This is a genomic window from Thalassotalea coralli, assembly GCF_055786205.1.
Map to the genome: position 1 here is coordinate 1,012,803 of NZ_JBVVBK010000001.1, position 22,423 is coordinate 1,035,225.

At 39.7% G+C, this 22,423-nt stretch carries 20 protein-coding genes; 8 read left to right on the forward strand and 12 right to left on the reverse strand.

Features of this window, described 5'->3' with window-relative positions; translation table 11 throughout:
* Positions 1-4: 4 nt before the first annotated feature.
* Positions 5-670 carry a response regulator transcription factor gene (locus ACOB80_RS04465; RefSeq protein WP_473164602.1) on the reverse strand — a complete coding sequence of 222 codons (666 nt, stop codon included), beginning with the start codon at positions 668-670 and terminating at the stop codon, positions 5-7.
* Between the two features lie 250 nt (positions 671-920).
* Here ACOB80_RS04465 and ACOB80_RS04470 point away from each other — a divergent pair, with 250 nt between their 5' ends.
* Positions 921-1,616: a winged helix-turn-helix domain-containing protein gene (locus ACOB80_RS04470; RefSeq protein ID WP_473164603.1), complete on the forward strand. Its 696-nt coding sequence runs from the start codon at positions 921-923 to the stop codon at positions 1,614-1,616.
* Between the two features lie 330 nt (positions 1,617-1,946).
* Here the strand turns inward: ACOB80_RS04470 and ACOB80_RS04475 are convergent, their stop codons facing one another.
* The 3 genes from ACOB80_RS04475 to ACOB80_RS04485 form a co-directional block, all read right to left on the reverse strand.
* Complete coding sequence (locus ACOB80_RS04475; protein ID WP_473164604.1) at positions 1,947-6,002, reverse strand: M36 family metallopeptidase; 4,056 nt, start codon at positions 6,000-6,002, stop codon at positions 1,947-1,949.
* Between the two features lie 233 nt (positions 6,003-6,235).
* Complete coding sequence (locus ACOB80_RS04480) at positions 6,236-6,853, reverse strand: MlaC/ttg2D family ABC transporter substrate-binding protein (protein WP_473164605.1); 618 nt, start codon at positions 6,851-6,853, stop codon at positions 6,236-6,238.
* A gap of 146 nt (positions 6,854-6,999) precedes the next feature.
* Complete coding sequence (locus ACOB80_RS04485; protein WP_473164606.1) at positions 7,000-7,584, reverse strand: TetR/AcrR family transcriptional regulator; 585 nt, start codon at positions 7,582-7,584, stop codon at positions 7,000-7,002.
* A gap of 401 nt (positions 7,585-7,985) precedes the next feature.
* Here ACOB80_RS04485 and ACOB80_RS04490 point away from each other — a divergent pair, with 401 nt between their 5' ends.
* On the forward strand, positions 7,986-10,508 hold the full coding sequence (locus ACOB80_RS04490) for an acylase (RefSeq protein WP_473164607.1): 2,523 nt from the start codon (positions 7,986-7,988) through the stop codon (positions 10,506-10,508).
* A gap of 78 nt (positions 10,509-10,586) precedes the next feature.
* Here the strand turns inward: ACOB80_RS04490 and ACOB80_RS04495 are convergent, their stop codons facing one another.
* Positions 10,587-11,054, reverse strand: coding sequence for a nuclear transport factor 2 family protein (locus tag ACOB80_RS04495; RefSeq protein WP_473164608.1), 468 nt, complete (start codon positions 11,052-11,054; stop codon positions 10,587-10,589).
* Positions 11,055-11,152: 98 nt separating this feature from the next.
* Between ACOB80_RS04495 and ACOB80_RS04500 the strand changes: the two genes are divergently transcribed.
* From ACOB80_RS04500 to ACOB80_RS04510, 3 genes are read left to right on the forward strand one after another with little or no spacing between them, the layout of a single operon-like run.
* Positions 11,153-12,532 (forward strand): DEAD/DEAH box helicase, encoded by a 1,380-nt coding sequence (locus ACOB80_RS04500; protein ID WP_473164609.1) that lies wholly within the window; start codon positions 11,153-11,155, stop codon positions 12,530-12,532.
* Positions 12,533-12,590: 58 nt separating this feature from the next.
* Entirely contained in the window at positions 12,591-12,881 is a 291-nt protein-coding gene (locus ACOB80_RS04505; protein WP_473164610.1) for a hypothetical protein, read from the forward strand.
* 2 nt (positions 12,882-12,883) lie between these two features.
* Complete coding sequence (locus ACOB80_RS04510; protein WP_473164611.1) at positions 12,884-13,294, forward strand: GFA family protein; 411 nt, start codon at positions 12,884-12,886, stop codon at positions 13,292-13,294.
* Positions 13,295-13,316: 22 nt separating this feature from the next.
* Here the strand turns inward: ACOB80_RS04510 and ACOB80_RS04515 are convergent, their stop codons facing one another.
* Together ACOB80_RS04515 and ACOB80_RS04520 are read right to left on the reverse strand one after the other, a co-directional pair.
* The gene (locus ACOB80_RS04515) at positions 13,317-14,843 is read right to left on the reverse strand and encodes a carotenoid oxygenase family protein (RefSeq protein WP_473164612.1); all 1,527 of its coding nucleotides are present in this window, start codon (positions 14,841-14,843) and stop codon (positions 13,317-13,319) included.
* A complete protein-coding gene (locus tag ACOB80_RS04520; RefSeq protein ID WP_473164613.1) occupies positions 14,843-15,295 on the reverse strand; it encodes a DUF2141 domain-containing protein in 453 nt (150 codons plus the stop codon). Before ACOB80_RS04520 ends, ACOB80_RS04515 begins: the two co-directional genes overlap by 1 nt.
* A 169-nt stretch (positions 15,296-15,464) precedes the next feature.
* On the opposite strand from ACOB80_RS04520, the gene ACOB80_RS04525 reads away from it, so the two are divergent.
* The gene (locus tag ACOB80_RS04525; RefSeq protein ID WP_473164614.1) at positions 15,465-16,307 is read left to right on the forward strand and encodes a LytTR family DNA-binding domain-containing protein; all 843 of its coding nucleotides are present in this window, start codon (positions 15,465-15,467) and stop codon (positions 16,305-16,307) included.
* Between the two features lie 115 nt (positions 16,308-16,422).
* On the opposite strand, the gene ACOB80_RS04530 is transcribed toward ACOB80_RS04525, so the two are convergent.
* Both ACOB80_RS04530 and ACOB80_RS04535 read right to left on the reverse strand, forming a co-directional pair.
* Entirely contained in the window at positions 16,423-17,739 is a 1,317-nt protein-coding gene (locus ACOB80_RS04530) for a sensor histidine kinase (RefSeq protein ID WP_473164615.1), read from the reverse strand.
* Positions 17,736-18,422, reverse strand: a complete 687-nt coding sequence (locus ACOB80_RS04535; protein ID WP_473164616.1) for a response regulator transcription factor — start codon at positions 18,420-18,422, stop codon at positions 17,736-17,738. The genes ACOB80_RS04530 and ACOB80_RS04535 overlap by 4 nt, the downstream gene beginning before the upstream one ends.
* A gap of 141 nt (positions 18,423-18,563) precedes the next feature.
* Here ACOB80_RS04535 and ACOB80_RS04540 point away from each other — a divergent pair, with 141 nt between their 5' ends.
* Together ACOB80_RS04540 and ACOB80_RS04545 are read left to right on the forward strand one after the other, a co-directional pair.
* Complete coding sequence (locus tag ACOB80_RS04540; RefSeq protein WP_473164617.1) at positions 18,564-19,400, forward strand: acetoacetate decarboxylase family protein; 837 nt, start codon at positions 18,564-18,566, stop codon at positions 19,398-19,400.
* A gap of 9 nt (positions 19,401-19,409) precedes the next feature.
* Positions 19,410-20,243: an acetoacetate decarboxylase family protein gene (locus ACOB80_RS04545; RefSeq protein ID WP_473164789.1), complete on the forward strand. Its 834-nt coding sequence runs from the start codon at positions 19,410-19,412 to the stop codon at positions 20,241-20,243.
* Positions 20,244-20,290: 47 nt separating this feature from the next.
* Here the strand turns inward: ACOB80_RS04545 and ACOB80_RS04550 are convergent, their stop codons facing one another.
* From ACOB80_RS04550 to ACOB80_RS04560, 3 genes are all read right to left on the reverse strand, one after another.
* Positions 20,291-20,845: a cytochrome b gene (locus ACOB80_RS04550; RefSeq protein WP_473164618.1), complete on the reverse strand. Its 555-nt coding sequence runs from the start codon at positions 20,843-20,845 to the stop codon at positions 20,291-20,293.
* A 330-nt stretch (positions 20,846-21,175) separates the two neighbouring features.
* Positions 21,176-21,682 (reverse strand): PEP-CTERM sorting domain-containing protein, encoded by a 507-nt coding sequence (locus ACOB80_RS04555; protein WP_473164619.1) that lies wholly within the window; start codon positions 21,680-21,682, stop codon positions 21,176-21,178.
* A gap of 242 nt (positions 21,683-21,924) precedes the next feature.
* Entirely contained in the window at positions 21,925-22,416 is a 492-nt protein-coding gene (locus ACOB80_RS04560) for a P-loop nucleotide/nucleoside kinase family protein (protein ID WP_473164620.1), read from the reverse strand.
* Positions 22,417-22,423: the final 7 nt, after the last annotated feature.

Sequence of the window (22,423 nt, forward strand, 5' to 3'; positions counted from 1 at the left end):
GCAGTTAGGTGTTTTGGGCTGATATTTTATAACCCACACCGCGCATCGTTTGAATAAGGTCTTTTCCTAATCGTTTTCTTAACCTCGAAATGTGCGCTTCAATTGCATTGCTTGATATAGGCGTTTCCCAATAGCTTATTGCATCTTCAATCTTGTTCTTTGACACGTATTTATCAATATTTTCAATCAGTAAACGCATTATTATCATTTCGTTCTTAGACAATTGGTACACTTCGTTATGCCAAGTCATTTCACTTTTTAAAACGTCTACATGGAGTTTATTTTGACCAAAAATAAGATTTGGCTTTACTTCTCTTCGCCTAAGTAATGCACGAATTCGAGCGAGTAATTCATCTAAGTCAAACGGCTTAGTTAAATAGTCGTCAGCACCCGCATCCAACCCTTGTACTTTCTGTTCTGTACCAATGACTGCTGTTAGCATTAATACTGGAATTGTACATTGGCTTAATCTGAGTTTTTTAATCAACTCAACACCTGACATCGCAGGTAACATGCGATCGAGCACGATAAGGTCAAAGCCATCATCGCGAAGGGCAATGCCAGCCTGTTCTGCACTAGTAACCCATTCTGTTACATAGCTTTCGGCGTTGAGTGCTCTATGTAATGATGAGCCCAAATCAGCATCGTCTTCAACCAATAATATCCGCATGCCTGTCTACCTTTGTTATTTTGAAAAACGGTTAACGCTTACTTTCTATTATCTCAACATAAACTGACAACTAACTGACAAGTGTGCAACCTAGCAGTCAAATAACAGAGCCCCATATACTGAGCATATCATGGAATTTATAAAGCAAATAAACATACGCTAATTGGCAATAATTTTATTGTGTCAGGTTTGTGTCAGTTGCAAAGCGTAATCTGTTAACTGAAAGTTAACAGAATCTTTTGGAGTTGAAATGTCAAACTATAAAGTCTTAGTGATTGAATCTGATGATTCGCTACCGAGTTTTACTAAGCAATATCTAGACAAACATGAGTTTACGGTATCAGTTGCCAGTTACAATGCTAACTTATCGGAAAGTATTTCACATTTTCAACCAGATTTAATTTTGCTTGATTTAATGGGCGCATGTCAGGAAGGATTTGCAGCGTGTTCAAAGTTTAGGAAACTTTTTGATAAACCAATATTTATGATTTCTTCTGATTGTGAAGAAGAAACAGAGATACGCGGATTAGAAATTGGCGCCGATGGCTATTTGTGCATGCCATTTAACTTTCGTTTACTTTTGGCTCATTTGAGAGCCTTACTTCGTCGCAGTAATCATAGACAATCACTAGCATATCGAGATCGAATTAGTGTTAACGAAGGTAATATCGTGATAGACACTAATCAACAGACAGTGACAAAAAACGGTCAGCATGTGCAACTAACGTACGCGGAATATGAGATGTTGTTGATATTAGCTAAATCTGCGGGCTCTATTGCGTCTAGAGATCAGCTTCATTCACAGATATTTCGTTTTGAATACGATGGTTTAGATCGCCCTGTAGACTTGAGGATTTCCAGGTTACGTAAAAAACTAGGAGACAACCCTAGAAACCCAAAAATTATAAAAACAGTAAGAAATAAAGGTTACTTATTGTGTAGTTAATTTTTTTATATGTCATTTGAAGTTCGCCGCAATGGCGACTTCGCTATTTTTACGATAACGCGTTCCATTTCATTTATTAAAAACTTCTTACAGTACTTCAAACTGTTCAATTATCTCTGATCTTCTTTTTCTTTTTTACTCGCCATAAAGTCCGCTCTGGGAGAAGTGGAAAATGGAAATAGGGGAATAGAGGAATAACCGAAGAGCAGGTTATCGAGCAAACTTTGGAAAATTCAGCCCCCTCAGTCGGAAAGCTTGAGGGCGATAACAAAAAGGCGCCTTTCGGCGCCTGTGATTTTAAAGTGTCTCAAGAATGGAAGCGAAAGGGGGTTATCGCAACTTCTTTCTTATACCAAATAGGGCTAGCAGGCCAAAGATGACGAGTATTCCTGTAGAGCCGCCACTTTTCTTTTTCTTCGCTTTTAAAATGGAAATCTGAGCACTACTCGTTACAGATTCTTTTCCATCGCTAACCACTACAGAAATTGTTGCCGTAGAGGTATTCGCGTTTTTGTCAATTGACACTTTCGCTTGGCGACTATTGGCATTATCAAGGCTAATATTTGTGCCAGATGCAACCTTCCATTGGTAGGTTAAGTTGTCATTCTCGGCATCGGTTGCGTTCGCAGTTAGTGTCACAGCTGTCCCCGCATTTGCTGAAACCTTTAATACGTTATCTTTAAATGTACCATTAACTGCAGAAAGTGAAAGCGTCGGTGCTGTATTACTTTTACACAGTTTCTCGTTCTCTATAGTCGCTTTATCAAACGCCTTGTTGGTAACGCCAAGCACAGAAACATTGTCAATTTCCCAGACATCGTTTGCTTCACCTTCGACGAAGGCTGAAACGAAGCGGAATCTAAATTGCACTGTTTTACCCGCGTAGTCTTTACCAAGGTTTATACTGACTTTTCTCAACCAAGCAGCACGGTTTTGTTGTTCTTCTTCCGTGGAGTTCGCACCGGTAAATGCATCTCTACCATCAACGTTAGTTTCAGCTGAAGCATCAAAGCTACTGCCAAAGCCTTTACCTAGCTCACTGCCGTCAAGATCAAAGCGTGTAACCATACTTCCATCGATAGCGGTCCATTCTCCGTCGTCAGCTTTTACTTCAACTAAACCACCTGCAAAATGCTCACGGGTAACATAAAAGTGTTCAAAGTTTAGTATCAGGTCTTGATCGGCACTTGCGGTAAATGTTGGAGATTCAAGTGACTCATCTAATTCACCAACGTATGGCCATATTTTTGCCGTTGCTGATTTAGTTGTGCCATTGTTACCGCCATACCAAGTATCGTCCGTAAGGTTTTCATTGCTCTTATCACGAGTATTTGTCCAGTTTAAGAATCGCTTTTCCTGTTCGTTATCAATGCTACGTTCAAAAGATTCGTTGCTGCCTAAACCAATATCAAAATTAGCTAACAAGTTGTAATTAGTTATGTTTTCTGGTTTCTGTTCGGAAGCAACGGCAAACATCACTTTTTCGTTGTATGGCGCGTCTTCGTTTAGTTGTACTTTTACCTGAATTGATTGTTCGGCGTATGGCGCAAGTTCACCATGCGAGATTGAGCTTCCTTCAGGGAATGTGACTTTGCTGTTTGAGCTGAGTAATAAATTACCTGCAGGTAAAGCTTCTACACCACTGTTATAGATTGTTAGGTTTAAAACCGCTGTTTCCATTGGATCCCAAACATCGTCAGTATCACAAGTGTTTTCTATCGAGCTTAATGATAAGCCGCGAGGCTGAGCTATTGATGTCATTTCAAAGCTTTCTTTTAGGCCATCAACTAAGTCGGTAGAGTCAACGGACGGTGAGGTTGCAGATGTTCCCATACCTCGTTTAGCGAACGCTTGAGCGATGATTTTTGCATCCTTAATATCATTAGCAACAGCACTCGCTAAAATAGCATCTCGAGCCATTAAGTAGGTGGCATCAGATGGGGTAAGTTTTAACCCTGAAACCAGATATTGACGCATACGTTGTTTTGCCTGGCTTAATGTAAGGCGCTCTCTGTCGCGGGCAAGCCCCATAAAGGCTTCAAAAAGTACAGTAGCCCACACTTCTCCTTGTGAGTGTGCGCCATTTTCTGTTACATGTGTTTGGTCGTTGGCAATAGGGTGGTCCGGTAAACTTTGACCTAGACTGAAATGTTTATATGTTAGACCGTTTTTACTCATATCTGTGGTATAAGGAACCCGACGAATACCAAAATAGTAGGCTTGGTTGTCATCATCAACAGAGCTGCCGTCAGTCCAGCCTCCCTGCGCATAAACGCCTTCATAGTTTTGGCCACTAGGCTTAGCTAAATCTTCTTCGCGTACTTGATGCATTAAGGCGATAAAGTCACTAAATCCTTCACCCATACCGCCACCATATACGTTGTTACCTGGGCCTTGACCATTACCAGCTAAACGGCCGTGTAGGTAATGTCCCCATTCATGCATAACAACAAGGTTACTTAGCGTTGAATCTCTAAACTGTTTGACTTTACGAGCTACACGGCCAGTCAAGTTTTCACTGGCAACTTTTTCAACGAAACCTTCAGTAGATTCTCTAATTTCGGCATCAACAATACCGTAAGGCAAGGTTTCTTCTAGTTGGAGAGGTAAAGATTCTTGGTTAACGAGAATCGCCACTGCCGGTGAAATGGAAGATAATGATGCATAAAGTGTATCTGCGTCACATTGGTCGTTATGGTGAGCAACTAATACTTTACCTGTCATATCGAGAGCATTAGAAAATGGTTGGCAGATGTTGTAAGTTTCGTTATCTGGAACAACAAATTCGACGTTTTCTCCAGTATCGAAATCTGCTTTACCAAGTTGGTTGCCATAAGTGCTAAGTGTGTAATCGACCCCGCCGTTTAGATCGAAAGTAAATTTTGGTGGCCCTTGGAATAGGTATTGCTGCATAACTGGAGATTGACCATCAACAGGCGTTGCCATGTTGGCATTGTTAAGCCCTGAGTAGTCTTGACCTTCAGCTAAAATAGGATCTCCTTCTACACCTCCGCGGCCAAAGTTATTGAGCTGTGCATTACCTGAAGCCTCATCAAATCCTGCGTTGTAAAATACATCGTGAAGGTAGTTAATGGTATAGAATAAGTTTACTACAGCAGCTTGTTTTTGAGTCTCATCAGCATTAGCGTCTTTCGTCGGATCAAACACATAGTTAAATTCGTTATTACCATTGATTTTAGCTCGCATATCTTGGGAGTCTTCGGTAAAGCCATCAGGTGCAGAAGCGTCAATATAAGCGTCTACGTTATTTCCTCGTGTTTCTGTAGCACCTGCTGGCAACCAAGGGTCTTGAGTGACTATACCTGCATGTCGCATGGTTAGCAGATCCTGTACGCCAAAATCCGCTTGGAAACCGTCAGGCTGCCCAGTTGGGTGGGGGCTACCATTGTTTCCGTCAGGGCCATCTTGTGGCAATTTGGTGGATCGGTCTGCGTAAACTAAGTAGCTAAAGTCGGTGTCGTTACCATGAAATGCAGAGTGGCTATAATTTTTCTTTTGCAAGACTTTACCTGTTGTGGCAGAGATTATGTACCCATAGTGTTTGACTTCAGTTGTAGATTTATCGCGCACTCTATCTGTGGCAACTTTTTTGTCGATAGTCACTCGAATTGAAATCTGGTACGCGCTTAAAATACGATCCTTTTGTGGATAAAACACTCGGTCAATCATCACATTATCACTGAGCTTCCAGCCATGCTGTTCTGATGTTAACTGAAATTTATTTGGTTCATCTGAACGAGAAAAGGCTTTGCTTGAAACAGAATGTTTAATGAGATCAGACATGGCAATCGCGATAGCTTTACTTTCTGCCACACTAAAATTTTGCTCGCTGTTTATCGGCATTACTTGAGGAGCTAAATTTGCACTAACAGAAATTAACTTATGCTGTTTATCCATCAGTAGATTAACACCACCCCCTAACACCGGGATATCGTTAACATATTGTTTATAGTGGGTAATAATGGACGACTTTCGTCCAGTTTGAGAAGCATGCTGGTATTTCAATCCACGCTTTGTTTTACCTGATAAACCAAGTAATTGTTGATATTGCGTTATGTAATAGTCGCCAGCTTTTCGGTTTAGCTGCTCTCTGGATAGTTCTGCGCCAGCTTGACGTGCAAAAGGCGCTGACTCAGGGTTTGCCCAAAAAAACTGGGGAGTCTTTAGTACGGGAGAAATGTATACAGGTTTTGAGCCGTCAACTCGGGATGAACGCTGTATTTGTTCTAATTGAGCTCGTTCTGTAGCTTTATTTCGAGTTATTTGTTTTGCTTGGGTTGATAGCAGATCGTAGTCGCTTGCCATGCTTTGTGCTGGCATTTGAAGAATACTTGCTAATGCAATCGCAATGGGGGTGATACGCATAGTTTGTTTCCTTTATTTATTAGTATTAACACCATTTCAAACTAGCGAATAGGCTGCTGAGAGTCAGCTAAATTAATATGTCGGTTTGTATCAGCGAAGTGTCAGAGGAAAATAAAGAAAGCCAAACAGTGTATTTGCTTATAAAAAAAGCCAACCTAAATAGGTTGGCTAAAGGTGCTCTATCGAGTGAGCTATGGAGCGAGCAACTATAGTCGAAGACTATAGAAATTCTGTTACTTGGTTAAGGCAGCTAACTCAAGAGTGACTTGGTCAATGCCAAACTTGTTAATGCGGCTATTAAACTCAGCTTGTTTACTACTTAGCAAAGAAATTCCTTCTACAATCATATCGTACGCTTTCCACTGACCTGTCTTTTTGTTTTTACGCATTTGGAAAACCAGTTTAATGTCCGGTTTACCCGTTTCGCGGATAATCGTGTTTACCGAGGCTTGCTTACCTTTAACCTTTGATTGTCCGTAAATAACTTGCTGGTTTTTATATTGGTTCAAGGCATTTGCATAAGTTTTCACTAAGTAGTGACGCATAGAGCCAACAAATTTTTCACGCTGCTCTGGCGTAGTTTTACGTAAATGCTTACCTAAAATTTTGAAAGAAGCGTATTTGTAATCAATTGCCGGCATTAATTCTTCTTCAACAATATCTCGCATTAACTCTGGAGATTTCTTCAGCTGCTCTTGGCTGCTTGCGATACGAGTAAATAGCTTGTTGCCAGTTTGCTTGATAACTTGCTCTGGCGCCGTTGCCGCAGAAGCTGGCGCTTTTACTGCTGCATATGTTGATAATGAAACGACGGGAAATAGCAAACTAACCGCTAACAGAAAATGTTTCATAGTGAGTCCTTTTTAAAATAACGTGATACTGAAAATTTATGGTAGGTATTTTACATACCGACCGAGCGGTTTGTAAAATATAAATTAGTAACAAATTAAGACAAAAAGGTTACATATGTATGCTATTTAGTTATAAGTAAGTAGGGCTAGTTGCGTAAATTTCTTATATAAAGACAGAGTTCTTCTATTACTTTTTCAAATAACTCTTTGTTTTTACTACTTTTACTTAAGCTATATGCTCCGTGAAAACTAGAAACAATAAAATACGCTGAACGACTAAAGTCTACATCGCTTTTTAGCTGATGAGCGATTCGCTGTAAGTTTATAGCAATCAAGTGGTTAAGTTGTTGTTGCATGTTTAAGATACGCAGTCGAAAGCCTTCATCAACGCCTGACATTTCTTGACACAAATTATTAATAGGACAACCACACATTACATCGTCACAAGACATTTCTTGGCAAATACCGACAAAAAATTCCACCAAGCCTTCTATCGGGTCATCTACTTCAACTGCTGGCTTCCATGTATTGAGAAACATTGGGGTGTAAATTTCTTCGAAAACCGCATAGCCTAACTCCATTTTGTTCTCAAAGTGATGGTACAAGGCACCTTTTGAGATTTCACAGCGCTTTAAAATCGCAGACAAGCTAGTTGCTTGAAAGCCATTTTGATGGATTTCATCAGCCGTAATTTCTAAAATTCGTTGTCTTGTTTGCTCTGCATCTCTCATTTATCAACCTCAGTTTATCACTACTTAATACAGACTGACTGGTTTGTAACTCTCTTTATTATGCACGGAATAGTATACAATTCAAGTCTTGGTGTTAAGCCCTAGGTGTTAACGTCTGATGTAAACTGAAGAGCATAATCTAATTGTTGAACAATAAGATAAGAAATAGATGAGCGCTCAAACATGTCTGCGAGCTAATAAGAACGAACGCAAATTACTTTTTTGCTATTCCCATAAATTCCTACTATACCATTAAAGTCGCTGGTCAAAATCTAGACCAAATTAATTCTTAAATTATACAGTTGTCCAAAATATTTGTATGTGATACAAACTGGTACGATCAGAAAAAAATAATAATGTAGGAATTAAAAATAACAACAGGCTAAGGGGAGTCTATTACCGTGAAAACTATCACAACACCTAATAAAGTGTCGCTGGCAGTTGCCAGTGCTCTATTTCTACTCGCATCATGCGGTGGAGATGGCGATTACAAGTACGAAAACAATGCAGAGCTTTATGTACCTGAGCCAACACCAGAACCAGAGCCGCCTGTTGTAGTGACGCCTGTTCCTTCGTTTGATACAGACGGCGTACTTTCAGCCAATATTCGTTGGACAGATTACGGTGTGCCACATGTAACTGCTGATAACTTAGAAAGCCTTGCATACGGAGTTGGTTACGCTTTCGCTAAAGACAATATTTGTGTATTAGCGGATCAAATCATCAAGTATAACTCTAAACGTTCAATGTATTTTGGTCCTGACATGGTCCTTGGCTCAGGAGATTCAGAACACTTAATCAATGATTTTGGCTACTTAGCTTTAGATATTCGAAACCAAGCAGAAAGTTATTACACGAATTTATCATCAAACAGCAAAGCACTGTTAAGTGGCTATGCGCAAGGCTATAACCGCTACTTGAGTGATACGGGAGCGGGTATAGACCCTCAGTGTGCTGGTCAGCCTTGGGTTCAGCCGATCACGGATATCGATATTCTTACTTATTCACTTGGTATCGCTTTATTGCCAGGGGCTGCAAACTTTTTAGCGCCTATGTTCATTGCCGCTCCTCCTGGAGAGAGCTACTTACCTTACCCTGTAGCAGGTGCCGCGCCAGCCAGCTCAATGAAGTTCACACCTAAGGTTACGTTACCTGAGAGAAATCCGCACGATTTAGGCTCAAATGGCTGGGGACTTGGTAAAGATAAAACTGAAAATGGCAAAGGTATGGTGTTAGCTAACCCTCATTTTCCACATTCTGGAAACCTGAGGTTCTGGCAGTTTCATACGACTATTCCTGGTCACATGAATGTTATGGGTGGGTCGTTGTCTGGCATGCCTGGTGTGGTAAATATCGGCTTTAACGAAGATGTTGCCTGGACGCACACCTTTTCAACCGCTGAACATTTTGTTGCTTATCAGTTAGCGCTGACCGATGTTTTACCGGGAAAACTTGCTCAGGAAATTGACGGAACGCCAATTGAGCTTAAACAACGAGAACTTGTTATCGATGTTGCGGTTGCACCGGGTGTTACCATTAAGCTTGCTAAGAAAAGTTATTCTAGCCGTCAAGGACCTATGGTTGTGGTTCCAGGCAGCTTTGAATGGACTGATACTTCAGCCTACGCCATTAAAGACGCCAATACTAAGAACTTTGACATTATCGACCATTGGCTTGCAATGAACTTAGCCAGTAACATGGATGAGTTTAAGCAAGCTTTTAAAGATTATGACGGTGTTATTTTTAACAACACTATGTCTGCTGACAAAGAAGGTAACGTTTTCTATATAGACGACTCAACCGTTCCTCATTTATCTGATGTTGCTATTCATGAATTAACGACAAATCCATTGTTAATTGGTGCTAAGCAAGCGGCAGGCTTTACTATCTTACCGGGCAATATTTCTGCGTTTGATTATGATATCCCTGTACCTTATGCCAATGCGCCTAAGTATGAAGGTAGTGATTATGTGCAAAATTCCAATGATAGCTTTTGGTTAACCAATGCTGAATCTCCAATAACCGGTGTTTCACCGCTATACGGTCAAGTAGGTAATCAACAGTCATTGCGTTCTCGCATGGGGCATAAGCTGCTTGCTGATGCTGCTGGCGATGATATGAAATTCTCGGCTGCAGAAGTTGAACATGCTTTAGTTGGCAATAGAAATTACTTAGGTGAGTCGGTGTTAACTGCGCTTTTGTCGGCGTGTAATGACCAAGGCTCAACGCCTGTAAACGGTGTTGATATTTCGGCTGGCTGCGGTGCGCTGGCGAAATGGGATGGCCTAATGAATACCGATAGTGCTGCTGCGCATTTATTCAGAGAATTTGCATTTCAGTTCCATAGAAACCCACAATGGCAAGTAGCTTATGATGCTGAAAGCCCAATAACTACGCCAAATACGTTAGCAAATAACGATGTTGTTTTAGGTCAACTGGCAACAGCGATTACTAAGGTGAATGCGGCTGGAATAGCGTTAGATGCGCCACTAGGCGATGTACAGTTTGTTGAGCGTAGCTTACCTACAGGACAAGCGTCGGGCGTTAAAATTCCGTGGGGCGGTGCGCATAATGTAGAAGGTGGCTTTAACGTCTTTACTTCAAGAACAGGTAACGATGGTACCGTGTTGCCACGCCATGTTTATCAAGCGCAAGATGCTAGCTCTATTTTAAGCACAGATGCTGGGGGTTACCACATTGGTTACGGCAGCAGTTGGATGAGTGTTGTAAGTTTTACTGATGATGGACCTGTAGCACGTGGTTTATTAAGTTATTCTCAATCACGTACATTCGGTGATGAGCACAACACTGACCAATCGTTACTGTACTCAGAGCAACCACAGTTAAGACCTTTACGCTTTACTGAAGCTGATATCGAAGCAAACAAAATTGCTGAAATCACTATTAGCTCTAACGATGAATAACAGCTAAAAAATAATGAGAAAGGCGAGCATCTAGCTCGCCTTTTTAATATTCATACTTAAATTAAGGGTTAAGGTTAATTAAGCTTTCTTATGTTTAGCGATAAACTTTTCACAATCACCAGGGTGAGCGTTATCGATTAAATACTGAATTTTCCATTCACCTTCTAGCTGTATTAATTGAAAGCTATTAATGCCACAGTGACTTAACTTACCATCTAAATAAAAAGCAAAAGGCGTCCATGCACTAGCAACGTTATCGCTCATGTGAACGGAAACATTAAACAACTTCTCGTCTAAGTGCTTTTCTGTTTTGCTGATAAATTCTGCAAATTTAGCAATATCTGTTTGGGTGACAGAGCCATCTTTTTTGGCTCGTTCTAAAATAGCGGTCGTGGTGAATTGTTGTTTTAGTTTGCTGCCGTCATGTTCTCTCATTGCATCGAACATATTGTTTATAGGTGTCATTATTTTTTTTGTTGAATCGTCGCTTAGAGCAAAACTGTGAAGTGGCAATGCAAGTAACGCGAACGCTAGGTATTTTCTCATGTGCTATTCTCTTTATAAAACGCCAAGGGCGTCACTAGTGTTGCCTTTTTTACGTTAAAGGTAAATAGCAAAAGCATCTCACTTTGTTACAAGGTATAATGTGGGTAATTAATGAAAAAAGAGAACAAACATTGCAATTTAGTGACTTTGGCTTAGACAAACGATTACAAGAAACCGTTGACCATCTTGGCTTTGAAGCGCCGACAGAAATTCAGTACAAAGCTATTCCTGTGGCGATGCAAGGACAAGATCTTATTGCCTCGAGTAAAACAGGTTCAGGCAAAACTTTAGCATTTATATTACCGGCGATGCAGCGGATAATGAAAAACCGAGCGTTAAGTAAAAAAGATGCTCGCGTACTCATATTAACGCCTACTCGTGAATTAGCTAAGCAAGTGTTTGCACAATTGCGTTTGTTTACCAGTAACAGCCAGTTTAAATCGGTATTGATCTTGGGCGGTGAAAACTTTAACGACCAAGTAAAAACGTTGGAAAAAGATCCTCACTTTGTTGTTGCTACTCCTGGTCGTTTGGCCGATCACTTAACAAAAGGCCACTTGTATCTTGAGGGCTTAGAGCTGTTAATACTCGATGAAGCCGACCGAATGCTCGACTTAGGCTTTGCCAAAGAGCTGAAATTAATCAATCAAAAAGCGAATCACAGAAAACGCCAAACATTGTTATTTTCTGCAACATTAGATCATGCCCAAGTGAACGATTTTGCTAGTGAACTCTTAAATTCGCCAAAACGGATTGCTATCGGTGCAGCGCACACAGAACACAAAGATATCACTAAGCATTTTTATCTGGTTGATAACTTAGACCAAAAGCAGGAAATGTTGGCGAATGTCCTTAAACAAGAACAGTTACAGCAGGTGATAATTTTTACCGCAACACGTGCTGATACCGAAATGTTGGCCACAAAACTTGCAGAGCAGGGACATGATACGGTTGCCCTAAGTGGTGACTTACCGCAAAACAAGCGAAACCAAATTATGGAAAGTTTCGCGAAAGGTCAGCATAAAATATTGATCACCACTGACCTAGCTTCTCGCGGCTTAGATTTGGTGAATGTTTCTCATGTGATTAATTTTGACTTACCTAAACACAGTGAGGAGTTTGTTCATCGTATTGGTAGAACAGGCCGAGCAGGTAAGCAGGGTGATGCAATTTCCTTTGTTGGCCCTAAAGACTGGTTGAGCTTTAAAAACATTGAGGCGTTCTTACAAACCTCATTTGAATTTTCTCAGCTAGAAGGATTCAAGACCAAATTTAAAGGCCTTAAACCAAAGAAAACTCCAGTTAAGAAGAAAAAGGCCGATAACAAGCCTAACAAACAATCAAAAGCTAAACCTAAGGCGAGTAAAAAAGTGAAAAAGCCTTCGTTTGTTCAAGATGCTGGTGAGCTTCCTATTATGCGAAAAAAAGCCGTAAAACCAATCGGCGAAATCGACACCGATCAGGAAGCCGATAGTTAAAGCTAAAAAAAAGGGTTATAGTTGAGATTGCCACTTGTAGTAACGAAAGGATTTAAAAATGGCAAGGAAATTCGAAATTATAGAAAAGGAATGGTACAAACGCAGAACATTAACGGGCAAGGAGATAAAGCCTGTTCACGTAGCCATTCCAGACTACCAACCCGTCCATAACTATATTTGCAATATGATCGTTAGCTATAGCGATGACTCTCTTAAAACCCTTATTTCTCGGGTGCTATACAACGAACTTACAGGGAAGTGGACAGTAGACGGCATGGAAGTGTCGGTTACGGTAATAGAACTCGCTAAGGAAGGTGAATTAGATGATTTTAACTTAGACGTAGGATAGCCTTGAGCAACAACGCTAGCTGCCTGTGCGGCAAAGTAACATTTACGGTAAGCCAATTTATGGAAAATATCGCACATTGTCATTGTACAATGTGCCGTAAATTTCATGGCGCAGCCTTTTCTACTTTTGCAGAAGTAAAACTCGAAAACTTTAAAATTGTTAACGGTGAAGAGTATTTAGCAAGTTACCAATCGGAAAGAAACGTTGTAAGAAAATTCTGCAAGTGTTGTGGGTCAAGTCTGCTTTTTGAAAGCTCATATAACCGAAAAGACGGTACGATAGAAGTTGCATTAGCTGCATTTGATAACCTTGAGCCGGTAAAGGTGAAGTCTCACATTTATACCGACTCAAAGGTTGATTGGCTGTCGCTTACCGATGATCTACCTAAACATTGTCAATTCAGAGAAGAATAACTTTTAAACTCTGGATTGGTCGTTAACTCGCGTACATAAAATTACCATGAAAGCCAATAGGTAGATGGTAGGGTAGCCATGCGCGGCAAACGGGACCATCGTTTATTTTTCCTAATTTGAAAATATTTAGACAAGTTCGCTTAGAGGGAACATGTGTCGCGGTACCTAATAGGTAGCCGTCGGTTTCCTTGCTGCTTTTGCTCACCACAATATGCTCTTCAACTAAAAAGTCATCTCCGTAAACGAATTGCTGTTTTTCACCTGTTGCTGTATTTAACGCTGTAACCGCGTCACTCCATAAGTCAGTATTAACTGAGCCTACACTGTATAACCAATCGGTTCTCAAGCCTGCTAATCTATCGTGCACTCGCGGGAATTCACTTTCACCTTTCATATTAACGCGTGAAAAAGTTCCGTTAGGTTTTAAAGTGAAAAGCACAGTTCTTGCTGAAAATGGCTCTTGTACAATTTGACCTTTCATCAGGTCACTTAAGTAAGCGAGTACTTCTGAGTTTTCATAAAGGCTAGCGTCGAAATGTATCGTACCGTCTTTTTCTTCCCAAGCATTACCGTAGTGAAAGGCAAAGCCAGCGTCTATTTCATAACGCTTTTTCAATGTAAGTGACTGCTTATCTATCACTAATACATCCATAGGCTTGGTGTTGTCGTAAGAAATAGAGCCAAATAAGCCTCCTTTGCTCCTATCTGCAACCAAAGAGGGCAGTATCAATAAAATGTGTTTATCGGTTATTAAGAAGTCATGTAACATGCCAGCTCTAAAGTCGGTTTTTATCATAGAGACATTTTGTGTAACGCCTTTAGCGTTGATGTGATAAAGGACCACGTGTCCAGTATACGAATAACCAATACTCCAAATGTCACCATTCGGTGAAACTTTTGGGTGAGCAGAAAACGCCATACCTTTGAGTTTTCCGGCGTATTTACTGTTTTTGCCTAGGTCGATAAAACCTTTGCTGTCTAGGCTTTTCGCGTCAAGCTCCATGGGAGAGCCTGCTTCCCATAGGCCCCACAATTTACCATTTACAGGCAAGACACTTGTATTCGAAGTATTGATAGAGTCAGGCCCTGAAACGGGCAAGCCGTTCTTAATTTGACTATCAGGCACGGAAAACAGAAATCTTCCTGCCGATTGTTCTTTTTCAAACTTATTAGTTTTAACAAACTTACCTTGATGAAATAGACGACCATTATCGAAGTAAAAGCCTTGGATCATACCGTCGCCTTCAAAAAGGTGATTATACCTTTGTAAACCTCGCTCTAACCTAGCCGGGCCGTTTCGGTAAAGTGCACCTTTAATGTGAACTGGTAACTTACCTTCAATGGTCATTTCTTGCCAAGCATATTCATTTTCTATGCCTTGAAAAGCAATTAACTCAGGGTGGCTTTTAAGTGCTTTATCAAATGCTTTTTTGTTTAAAATAAGTGGATCAGTGCTGCTATTTTCAACGGCTAAGAGGTTAAATGGCGATAATGTTGAACAAGCCGATAACGCTGCCGCAGATTTTATTAATTGGCGACGGTTCATCATTAACCTCCTATGTAGATTACAGAAGATTTGTTTACTTGCTCTTTTTCAGTTAACTCAAACTTCATATCTTTATAGCTTGCAGGTCCAAAGTTTGGTTGCGCATTGTTTGAATAGCCAAAACCTTCGGTAGGCATACCGAACATGTTCGTTGCCATTTGATTGTCGTTGTTCTCATCGTGAAAATAGCGAATGGCATACTCGCCTTGTTCTAAGTCGTTAAAAGTCACTTTAACTTGTCCTTTTTTAGCAGCCACTTGAGCCATTTTTACCGCTTTATTTTCTTTGTAACTCTTCTCACTGTTAAATAATTGAATGAGTAACTTGCCGTCTTCATTTTTAATATTGTCGATTTCAAGGTGAAGGGTGTTTGCTGTGACATCCGGGCTTAAAAAAAATGAACCCATGCTGATAAAAGCGCTCATTAAAACAGACGTGAATTTTGTTAATTGCATGTTACTCTCCAAGTTTTGTAGAATTGATTGATTACAATAATTTGTGGTTGTTGTTTGCTTGGAACGAACAATAGCCAGTAACATTTTTAACTGCTAACGGTTCTTCGTGAAGCTATACAAATAATTCGTGAAGAACCACCAAAGTGCTTGTTTTTAAAAGGGGTACCAATTGACGAATCGTGAAATTACATCGCTACATCAGCTTAAAAGTCGCTTGTTTTGTAAACAGAAGGTGATGTCAGATTTAGCTTATGTCGTGTTGTTTGCTTCGTTTATTGCTTTTCTACAACCTTTCGGGATGGATCAAGTAAATTTTTGGTATAGCTGGCTTTTCTGGTTGGCTATTTGCACAACTGGCTCATTTGTTTATTCGCCTATTATTTACGTAACACAATGGATGTTGCCTAAGTATTTTGAAAAAATGGCAGGGCACTATAAGCTGCAAATAGGTCTTGGTGTTGTCGTGGCAAGTATTGCTATGGCCATGTTAGCGCCCCTTATTATTGGGCTCTTTTTTGGTTTCTCGTCTAACTATTGGCATTTGGTCCAGCAGTCGTTTTTCGTTGGCCTGTTTATTGGTGGCATTATTACTTTAGGTGCAACCATGAAGGCTTATTTAAAAGCACAAAAACAGTTTATTCAAGAGCAGCAGCAAACCATCGAAAGCAGTGTTAAAACAGTTGAAGATGAAGGCAAAATCCAGATTGCTGAATTTATGCAAAAGCTTCCTATTGAAAAGCGTGGTGAGCTTTATTGTTTGGCGATGGACGACCATTACTTAAACGTATACACAGACAAGGGTAATCATATGGTGTTAATGCGCTTTAAAGACGCACTTGCCTTGTTAGATAAAGTCGAAGGCTTTCAAACACATCGCTCTTGGTGGGTTGCAACTCAAGCTATTTCCGGCAGTGAAAGAGACGGGCGTAAGCTAATACTTACCCTTAAAAATGACGTAAAAGTGCCCGTGTCACAAACATTTCTGACGAATGTTAAAGCCATAATCGGTTAAGTAAAGAGTGGCTAAATAAAGAGTGGCTAAATAAAGAGTGGTTAAATGCAGAGTGGCTAAATAAAAAATAGTTAGGTCAGAAGCTTGCTTTAGATACCATTTACTGTGCTTAAATTTATACGAAAACGTCTTTTGGAAAGGTAACTTCAATTATTAAGCCTGTTTCACCATTTTTAGCACAAATTTTACCTCTATTGTGTTCAATAGCTCGTTGGCAAATTGTTAAACCTAAACCATAACCATCGGTACTTCTTGAAGATTCCAAGCGAACAAACGGATTGAAGATATTCTGCAACTCATGCTCAGGTATGCCTGGACCTTGATCGATAAATTGAATACGAACACCTGACATATCATCGGTAATTTTCACCAAGATAGTGCCATTTCTAGGGCTATACTTAAGTGCATTTCTAATAATGTTTTCAAAGGCTCGATGCAGCAATTCTGCGTTGCCACACATCACTAGATCATAAGGGACATTTTGATGCTCAAAGCAAAGGTTGCAAGATTTTTCATCTAGTTCAACGCCTATATTAGTTATGATACTCGATAATAACCCTTTCAATTCTATGTAGTCATCTAGCGGATATTTTGGGCTATTTTCCAATTGCACTACCGTTAAAATTTGGTCGATTAACTCGTCTAGTCGGTCTAGCTCTTGTGACACTGTTGTTAAGCTAGTGGCCGTTACTTGCTCTTGTTTTTGTTCCAGTAGACCAAGGCTTAATCTAACTCTTGTTAGAGGCGATCTTAGCTCATGGGAAACGTCGCTCAGCAATTGTTTAAGGGCTTGTTGCTTGTTTTGAACTTCTATAGCCATGTTATCAAATTCATGCGCTAGCGTTACTAGCTCATCTTTACGATTACCAAGCTTTGGTAGTACTTTGGTAAACCTTCCATCAGAAATGTCTCTTGCACCTTCAGTGATGATTTTTACTGGTCTAGTGAGGTACCTTGCTAACCAGAAGCAAGCGAAAACTGCACCAGCAAAGTAGAAAATAGGCCTAATCAACCTAGGAAACTTTTCCTCAAGATAAGCTGTTTGTTTTTCCTTATCTGGCATGTAAGCGAATACTTGATACTCAACACCCCTAGGGCTTAACGCCGTCTGTTGGTGTATTTGATTTGAGTATTTAATAAAAAAAGGAACTTTTCTTTTGAGTAAATCTTGGCCATAACTATCAACAGCCCACACCTTTGATTTACTTTGGGGGAGCTCCATTAAGTATTCACGAGCGGCGTTTGCTCCAGCGTGCTCTATAAGGTAAGAAACTGCTAAAATACGCTGTAATTGAATATTCCTGACTTTCTCAGTTGGTAGCTTTTGTTGAGCAGCAGAAAAGCGTTCACCACTCCATAGGAAAAAAAGGGAAGCCAAACCAAAGTTGACGACAATTAACCAGAAGAAAATTTTCCAGAATAATCGTGTCATAAAAGTGCTTCTATCAATTTAAAACCGACGCCTCGAACCGTCACTAGTTTTAAGTGTGCATGCTCGGTTTTTTTTCGTAAGTTACTAATATGCATATCAAGGGTACGATCATATATCTCAAATTCTCGGCCGATAACCTGTTGAAACAGAGTCTCTTTACTGAGAACTTGATCAATATGTTGAGTGAAATACTCGAGTAAATTGTACTCCGTCATTGTTAACTCAATTAGCTCGCCGTCGATTTTAACTACACGCTGGCGTTTTAGTAGCGTTAAGTTGGCAATGCTCACAATATCGTCGTTAGGTGTGAATATTTTAGTTCTGCGTAAAATCGCTTTAATGCGTGCGCTCAACTCACTGGGGTTATAAGGTTTTGTTAGGTAATCGTCGGCACCCAACTCGAATCCAAGAACTTTAGCGGTATCATCGTGTTTTGCGGTAAGCATGAGTATGGGAGTATCAGATTCTCGCCGAATTTGCTTTAACACCTCTATACCATTCATTTTAGGCATCATGATGTCTAAAAGAATAATGTCTGGTGTATTCGTTTTTAAGTAATCTAGCCCGTCAATACCCGAATGACTGGCAGCAACGTTAAATCCTTCAAACGTCAAATATTCAATCAACATATTGCAGGCATCTAAATCGTCTTCAATTACTAAAATGCTATCTTTCTTTGTCATATGTAAATTTTAGTCTCAACCATTTTCGAACATAAAGCATCTTTACGATATCTTTACACCAAGATTGCATTACCTTGACTGACTGCTCCACTTACTAAATTTACTATGTGATGAGTTAGTCATTATAAACAAGGTTGAACAATGTTTAGTTGCCATTGGTTATTAAAGAAATATCAAACGTTATTAGTAAGCAAACTACTGCTAGGTAAATTACTTCTAAACAAATTTTTCTTAGGTATGAGTTTAGTTGTATTTAGCTCAACTGCCTGGTCGGAAGACAGGCGATACACTTATCTAGAAAACGACGGGGTTTACTTATATTACGAAACCCAACAAACAGAAGCTTATCGTAAGTTGTTACCACAAGAGTTTGAAATGCCAGAAAACTTGATGGTGTATTCCTTTGTATCAGACTTTTACAAAATGGATGCTCAAACTCAGCCATATAAAGAGGCTGCAATTTTCTTGTTAGCCCAATATCAAGGTAAACAGGTTTGGCATTGTGTGTTTATGCCAGTTACTAGCCAAGAATCGATGATCGTCGGTTCTAGAAGATTAGGTTTACCTAAATCTATGGGAGAAATCAGCTTTGACAGAAAGTCACCTATTTTTGATGCCAAAGCCGTTGCAGATGGCAACTATGTCATGTCTTTGAAAGTAGATACGCAAGCCTATCAATTTGATAAAAATGAGAAAGAATATATCGATAAACTATCAGTGCTTCCAAAGGTTAGTCTACTTAATGGCGAAGTCATTCAAATGGGTAGGGCGACTAAACGTAGCATCTTAGATTTAGCGAAAGTACTTGATAAAAAGTTAACCTTAACAGCAGGAAAAGGGGAAATTAGCTTTGAATTTCCTTCAACCAGAGAGCCTCAAGAAGTTCACCCTCTAGATTTAACCCCGTCTAGAGTCATCGCTTCCTATTACTTAAAAAATACTATTCCTTTTCGATTAAATGGTCGACCAATTAAGTAGGCCTTAGTGATGAAAGTAACCTTAAAAGAATTAACCTTGGCCGCAATTTTATCTATTGCAGCTGTTGGTTGCGGTGGTAGTGACTCAGCTGAAAGTGCCGTGAATGAAAAGCCTGAGGAAGAGCCGGTTTCAAATATACCAAGTGATGACTATACACAGTATCGCTACTTGGAAAATGACGGGGTGTTCCTGTATTACGAAACTGAAAATACAGCGGTATACCGACAGTTGCTGCCCGAGATATTTGATATGCCGAATAGAACATTAGTATTCGCTTTTATTAATGACTTTTTTCGAATTGATTATGATGCTACCCCATACAAAGAAAACGCTATTTTTATTCTGGCGGAGTATCAAGGCAAAGAAGTATGGCACTGTATATACATGCCTGTGACTGATGAGCATTCGATGTGGGCTGGAATTATTGGGCTGGGGTTACCTAAAACTTTAGGTGATATTGAATTTGAAAAATATCCGCCGCTTTATACTGGTCAGGCGTTAGGGGAGTACGGTGGCGAAATGGAAGTTACTTTAAACACTGAAGGTTATGAAATAAGTGATTCAGAAAAGGAACAGTTAGTATCTTTATCTTTAAAACCTTCTTTAAACATCAGAAACGGCAAAGTGATTGAAATGGGAAGAACGGGAGAAAAGGGAAGTATTTTAACATTAGCCGAGGAACTTCCTAACTTGGTCACCGTAAAATACGGGCTAGCAGAAGTTAGCATGAACACTGATGTGATACCAAGGGCACATGCTTTAGACTTAACACCGTCGCGCATGCTAGGGGCATATTATTTACATAATAAAATACCGTTTAGTCTAACAGGCGTGCCGCTTTGACTTTTTGTCGCTGCGAACCTTTAAAGTACTCGCAGCAACACATAGTATTAGCGCCCGAGCATTCGTTTTAAGGTGTTATCTTTGTCAATGACATGATGTTTAACAGTGCCAACAACGTGCAATACAATGGCGAATATCAATACTTCGCCAATAAGACCGTGCATTTCATGACCAATGCCAGCGAGTTGGGCGTTCGTTGCGATTACTTCATTTGGGTTTGCTGGATCTGGGTTCATGGCAACCAATTCAAAGCCAAATATAAAGATGCCGTGACCTCCAAAACCTGACATCATCATGCCTGATATTGGCATAATAACTGTACCTAGTATAAGCACCCAATGGACAATTATGGCTAAAAACACTTCAATATTCGCGTATTGTCTAACGGCTTTAGGCCAGCCATTCAACGTGCGCCATACGACTCTTGGGATTACTAAAAGTAAAATCAATACACCTAAAGATTTGTGCCAAGGGTAGAGTGCATAAACTTCTTGCTCTTCCATATAAATGCCAACAGCAATTAGGCCAATCATCATTAAGGCCACTAACCAATGTAGCCTTACCGTGGTTTTACTTAACGTCGTTGCAGTGTCTTTTATCATAATTATTCCTAATCTGCGTTTCGCATTTGACCCTTTTATATATCATGAGCAATGTCTAAAAATAGTCAATTATTTCTATTGTGAAGCTTAAACGTAGAAAATTGATAATAAAATAATGGCTATCTAGCATTTGTGTATCGGTTATTAGAGGCGGATCGAAGGCTAGAAAATTAAGAATGTTACTTTTAAAGGTGTAGTGAAAAATAAATTAGAAGACTAGGTGAAATTATTGAATGAGTAGCTTTTTAGTTTATGAGAGATGTTTAAAAGTAAAAAACACCAACCATTACGGTTGGTGTTCTAATCTAATTAAAAGTAACTATATGAACGCTATTTTTTAAATCTTCTTGTGCTCAGTGCAAACATGCCTAAGGCAAAAACTAGTAAAGTTGAAGGCTCAGGAACAGAAATATTTGGCTGGCCGATTATCGCAGTAAATTGATAAGCACCACTTGGTGATGAGATACTGAAAGATGTTGGGCTACCTGTGCCAATGTTTATTGGAGCGCCGCCAGAAGGGGCATTAATACTTACAGCGTTGCCACCACAGCAGTAAAAACCTTGAAAGCTGAGGTCAGAAACATCGTAGTTAAATCCTGAGAAGGCATCGTTTGAATTAAACAAATAGGTAAACATACCTGCTCCGAAGTTACCTGTTACAGATACTAGATTACTGTGATCTGCATCTCCATCTAATACTGTCTCTTGGTAAGTTAGAATGGCAGAGCCGCTTGGGTTGTTACCGTTAAATTCATATGTGATTAGTGTTGCCGAGGCATTAAGAGAAACACTTCCAACTAAGAGCATGATAAAAGTAAATGCTAAGTTCTTGATCATCGTTGTTATTCCATTTGATAGATAAGTTAACTTTATAATTTAAAGCACTATCTGTACCATTCAATTAAAACATAATAAATACAATCGGTTGTGTCGAGTGCGTTTGAATCCAAATATAAATTAAAGACTAACTGTAAAAAATGCTGACAATGTGAAGCTAGACATATCTTTTAACGTGATAGATTGCGGGTAAGGGTAAGATAATCTTTAAGTAAAAGGGTACTATTTGGGGTCTGTATTTTTTACTTATATACAATTTTTTGAATATTAAACCTTTCTTCCTGACTGGGCGCTTCAAAGTATTTTGTTACTGCATTAAAAAGTTCTACGGTATCGGTCGCAGCTCGTTCAGGTTGCTGTATACGTCTTTTCTCTATGTGTTTAAGGCATATGTCATTTGTAACATCGAGAAATATTAACATATGTGGTGCGTTAACCTCCGAAAATATGCACGTAAACCATTGTCGTTGCGATAGAGTATTAGCAGGAAAGTCCATTACTACATCAGTACCAGCCTTTAAAATAGACTGCACTAGATCTTTCATTTGAGGTTTTAACAACTGCGAGTATTTAACGTAGTCGTTTAGAGACTTAATTTGGTTTGGATATAATGCGGCAAGCCATTCATCTTCCGATAGTAGCACAGCATTGCTGTTTTGAACGATTTCGTTAGCTTTCGTGGATTTTCCTGCGCCCATTTTTCCGCAGAAAAAGGTTAATGTCCCTATAGTCATTGTTCTA

What these genes read in the sequence shown, in the direction of transcription:
- ACOB80_RS04465 (WP_473164602.1), bottom strand. Translation starts at nt 670, where the DNA reads ATGCGGATATTATTGGTTGAAGACGATGCTGATTTGGGCTCATCATTA.
- ACOB80_RS04470 (WP_473164603.1), top strand. Translation starts at nt 921, where the DNA reads ATGTCAAACTATAAAGTCTTAGTGATTGAATCTGATGATTCGCTACCG.
- ACOB80_RS04475 (WP_473164604.1), bottom strand. Translation starts at nt 6,002, where the DNA reads ATGCGTATCACCCCCATTGCGATTGCATTAGCAAGTATTCTTCAAATG.
- ACOB80_RS04480 (WP_473164605.1), bottom strand. Translation starts at nt 6,853, where the DNA reads ATGAAACATTTTCTGTTAGCGGTTAGTTTGCTATTTCCCGTCGTTTCA.
- ACOB80_RS04485 (WP_473164606.1), bottom strand. Translation starts at nt 7,584, where the DNA reads ATGAGAGATGCAGAGCAAACAAGACAACGAATTTTAGAAATTACGGCT.
- ACOB80_RS04495 (WP_473164608.1), bottom strand. Translation starts at nt 11,054, where the DNA reads ATGAGAAAATACCTAGCGTTCGCGTTACTTGCATTGCCACTTCACAGT.
- ACOB80_RS04500 (WP_473164609.1), top strand. Translation starts at nt 11,153, where the DNA reads ATGTGGGTAATTAATGAAAAAAGAGAACAAACATTGCAATTTAGTGAC.
- ACOB80_RS04505 (WP_473164610.1), top strand. Translation starts at nt 12,591, where the DNA reads ATGGCAAGGAAATTCGAAATTATAGAAAAGGAATGGTACAAACGCAGA.
- ACOB80_RS04515 (WP_473164612.1), bottom strand. Translation starts at nt 14,843, where the DNA reads ATGATGAACCGTCGCCAATTAATAAAATCTGCGGCAGCGTTATCGGCT.
- ACOB80_RS04520 (WP_473164613.1), bottom strand. Translation starts at nt 15,295, where the DNA reads ATGCAATTAACAAAATTCACGTCTGTTTTAATGAGCGCTTTTATCAGC.
- ACOB80_RS04530 (WP_473164615.1), bottom strand. Translation starts at nt 17,739, where the DNA reads ATGACACGATTATTCTGGAAAATTTTCTTCTGGTTAATTGTCGTCAAC.
- ACOB80_RS04535 (WP_473164616.1), bottom strand. Translation starts at nt 18,422, where the DNA reads ATGACAAAGAAAGATAGCATTTTAGTAATTGAAGACGATTTAGATGCC.
- ACOB80_RS04540 (WP_473164617.1), top strand. Translation starts at nt 18,564, where the DNA reads ATGTTTAGTTGCCATTGGTTATTAAAGAAATATCAAACGTTATTAGTA.
- ACOB80_RS04545 (WP_473164789.1), top strand. Translation starts at nt 19,410, where the DNA reads ATGAAAGTAACCTTAAAAGAATTAACCTTGGCCGCAATTTTATCTATT.
- ACOB80_RS04550 (WP_473164618.1), bottom strand. Translation starts at nt 20,845, where the DNA reads ATGATAAAAGACACTGCAACGACGTTAAGTAAAACCACGGTAAGGCTA.
- ACOB80_RS04555 (WP_473164619.1), bottom strand. Translation starts at nt 21,682, where the DNA reads ATGATCAAGAACTTAGCATTTACTTTTATCATGCTCTTAGTTGGAAGT.
- ACOB80_RS04560 (WP_473164620.1), bottom strand. Translation starts at nt 22,416, where the DNA reads ATGACTATAGGGACATTAACCTTTTTCTGCGGAAAAATGGGCGCAGGA.